At 73.8% G+C, this 2130-nt stretch carries 2 protein-coding genes; both read right to left on the minus strand.

The window, feature by feature from the left end:
• Window positions 1-380: 380 nt before the first annotated feature.
• Window positions 381-1061 carry a fasciclin domain-containing protein gene (locus ACFVX9_RS32180; RefSeq protein ID WP_387984946.1) on the minus strand — a complete coding sequence of 227 codons (681 nt, stop codon included), beginning with the start codon at window positions 1059-1061 and terminating at the stop codon, window positions 381-383.
• 73 nt (window positions 1062-1134) lie between these two features.
• A partial coding sequence (locus ACFVX9_RS32185; protein WP_387984949.1) for a molybdopterin-dependent oxidoreductase occupies window positions 1135-2130 on the minus strand: 996 nt, incomplete at its 5' end.

Below are 2130 nucleotides of genomic sequence, written 5' to 3' on the forward strand. Positions count from 1 at the left end.
TTTTTTCCTCCCTTTTTGGGTCGAACGGGGGTTGTGTGGGGGGGGCGTGGGGGGGTGCGAGTCTCTCTCACCCCCACACCCTTCGCCCCCCCCCCCCCCCCCCGCGGCCGGAACTGTGGCGCAGGAGAAATATGCCGGTCGGTCTACATATTTCCCTGGTGGGGGCAGAAGCGCCGCCATGCCACCGTGCACAGGAAGTCGGCGGGTCCGATTTCCTGTGCACGGGCGAGCCTGCGAGACGTGGGAAGAATATGTCGGTCGGTCTACATATTCGGTCGCCGGGCAAGCGGGCAAGCGGGCGGGGGAGGTGGGGGGTGCGGCCCCCGGCTACCGGGGGGGGGGTGTTCGCCGGGGGCCGCGGTTCATGGGCTGATGCCGGGTCAGGAGGCGGGCATCAGGACGGTGTCGACGATGTAGACGGTGGCGTTGGCGGTCTGGACGTCGCCGCACAGCACCTTGGCGGCGGAGTTGACGGTGAAGTCCGGGGCGGCGCCGGTCACGGTGAGGTCGTCGGCGGCCAGGGTCTTGTGTCCGCCGGCGAGTGCCGCGGGAGCCAGGCGCTGGGGGACGACGTGGTAGGTGAGGATCTTGGTGAGCTTGTCCTTGTCGGCGAGGACGGCGTCGAGGTCCTTCTTCGGGAGCTTGGCGAAGGCGTCGTTGGTGGGGGCGAAGACGGTGATGTTCTTCGCGGAGTTGAGGGTGTCCACCAGGCCGGCCTGCTTGACGGCGGTGACGAGGGTGGACAGCAGCGGGTTGTTGGAGGCGGCGGTGGCGACCGGGTCCTTGGCCATGCCGGTGAAGCTGCCCGCCCCGTCCTTGGGGACGGCCGCGCACGCGGTGCCGAACGGCTGCCCGGCCGTCACCTGCTCGGCGGCCGGGGCACCGGAAGCCTGGGCGCTGGAAGCCTGGGGTGCGGCGGCCGCGGTGGTGCTCTTGGCCGTGTCCGAGGACTTCGCGTCGCCGCCGCTGCTGCTGCTGCTGCACGCGCTCAGGGAGGCGGCCAGCAGGCCGGCGGCGAGGACGGCGGCGAAGGGCTTGCGGACCAGGACGGTCGTGTTCATGGACGGATTCTCCTGTCAGGGGGCATCGGGCGGATCCCGGATGCCGAAGGGGTGGGGAGGTCGTGAGGTGGGGTCAGGTGACGGTGACGACGACGCTGTGCCAGCCCGTCGCGCCCGAGGGATAGGGGGGTGTGCGGGTGGCGGGCTGGACGGCCCCGGTGGCGTCGGTGGCGCGGGCCTCGATGCGGTGGGTCCCGGGGGCGGCGCCGGTCCAGGTGTGGGTCCACTGGCGCCACAGGTCGGGCCCGGCGTCGGCGGCCAGTTCGGCCTGCCGCCAGGGCCCGCCGTCGACGCGCACCTCGACGGCGGCGATGCCGCGGTGGGTGGCCCAGGCGGTGCCGGCCACCGTCACGTCGCCGGGCGGCACGCGGGCGAACGGCGCGGGCACGTCGATCCGCGAGGCGGTGCGGACCTCGCCGGTGCGGTCCCAGCCGCGCTGCACCCAGTACGGGTCGCGGGCGGCGAAGGTGGTCACCTCCAGGTCGACGAGCCACTTGGTGGCCGAGGTGTAGCCGTAGAGGCCGGGCACCACCGTGCGGCACGGGAAGCCGTGTTCGACGGGCAGCGCCTCGCCGTTCATCGCCACCGCGAGCAGCGCCCGGCGCCCGTCGAGGAGCGTCTCGACCGGGGTGCCGATCGTCATGCCGTCCTGCGAGCGGCCGACGAGCTGCTCGGCGCCGGAGCGGACGCCGGCGCGGCGCAGCAGGGCGGGCAGCGAGGCACCAAGCCAGCGGGTGGTGCCCGCGTAGGGGCCGCCGACCTCGTTGGAGACGCAGGACAGGGTGTGGTCCAGCTCCTCCAGCCCGAGGGCGAGCAGGTCGTCGAAGCCGATCACCAGCGGGCGGTCGACCATGCCGTGCAGCCGCAGCGACCAGGCGCGCGGGTCGATGCGCGGCAGGGTCAGGGCGGTGTCGACGCGGTAGAAGTCGGCGGTGGGGGTGATGAACGGGGGCAGGCCGGGGACCGTGGCGCCGACGGCGCGCGGCAGCGGTGGCGCCGGGCGCAGCGGCGGCGGCAGGCGGACGGCGGCGCGGGCCGCGCTGACGTCGCCGCGCCGGGCGGACAGGAG

The sequence above is a fragment of the Kitasatospora sp. NPDC058243 genome (assembly GCF_042882025.1).
In the GTDB taxonomy this organism is placed as follows: Bacteria; Actinomycetota; Actinomycetes; order Streptomycetales; family Streptomycetaceae; genus Kitasatospora.